Origin of the sequence: Noviherbaspirillum album, from assembly GCF_035916955.1 — a bacterium.
Lineage (GTDB): Bacteria > Pseudomonadota > Gammaproteobacteria > Burkholderiales > Burkholderiaceae_D > Noviherbaspirillum > Noviherbaspirillum album.
Genome location: NZ_JAWIIV010000139.1, coordinates 1 through 637, shown reverse-complemented (window position 1 = coordinate 637; position 637 = coordinate 1). Strand labels below are relative to the sequence as shown.

Here is a 637-nt window from a genome sequence, read left to right as displayed (position 1 = left end):
TGCCGCATCGCTGGACGCCCGCGTAAACTTCTGTTCGTAGATTCGGTATCCCGTCAAGGTGAGATGGCTAGGCGCTTACGTCTACTGCATGTTTTCATGCTGAGCAGATATGACAGCCTGTGCCCGGTGAACTGCAGGGGCAGGCGGCCGGTATCCCAGCGAAGAATGCGGGCGCTGCGTGTTGTAGTAACGTCGCCATTGCTCAATCACGACCTGGGCTTCCTTCAGGCTGTAAAACAGCTCACCATCGAGCAGATCATCGCGCAGTTTTCCATTGAACGACTCACAATATCCATTCTCCCAAGGGCTGCCCGGCTCGATCAACAGCGTCTTTGTTCCTACTTTTGCAAGCCAATCGCGTACCATCTTTACTGTCATTTCTGGCCCATTGTCTGACCGTATGTGCATCGGAATGCCATGCTCGAGCATCGCATCGGCCAGCGTTTCGATGACGTCCATGCCGTTCAGCCGACGTCCGACCTTAATCGCCAGGCATTGACGCGAGAACTCGTCGACGAGTGTCATCAGCCGCAAACTGCGGCCGTCTTCAGTGGTGTGAGAGCTAGTGTCAAGACTGGTGTATGGCGGCTTGAAGGATAGCGGCGTCAGGCGGCGAGTTTTTGCTGTTCCGGTGGAT

1 protein-coding gene is annotated in these 637 nt (G+C 55.4%); it reads right to left on the bottom strand.

What is annotated here, in order from left to right; all coding sequences use genetic code 11:
• Positions 1–81: 81 nt before the first annotated feature.
• Positions 82–637: integrase core domain-containing protein (locus RY831_RS33100; RefSeq protein WP_326510518.1), on the bottom strand; the 556-nt coding region annotated here is incomplete at its 5' end.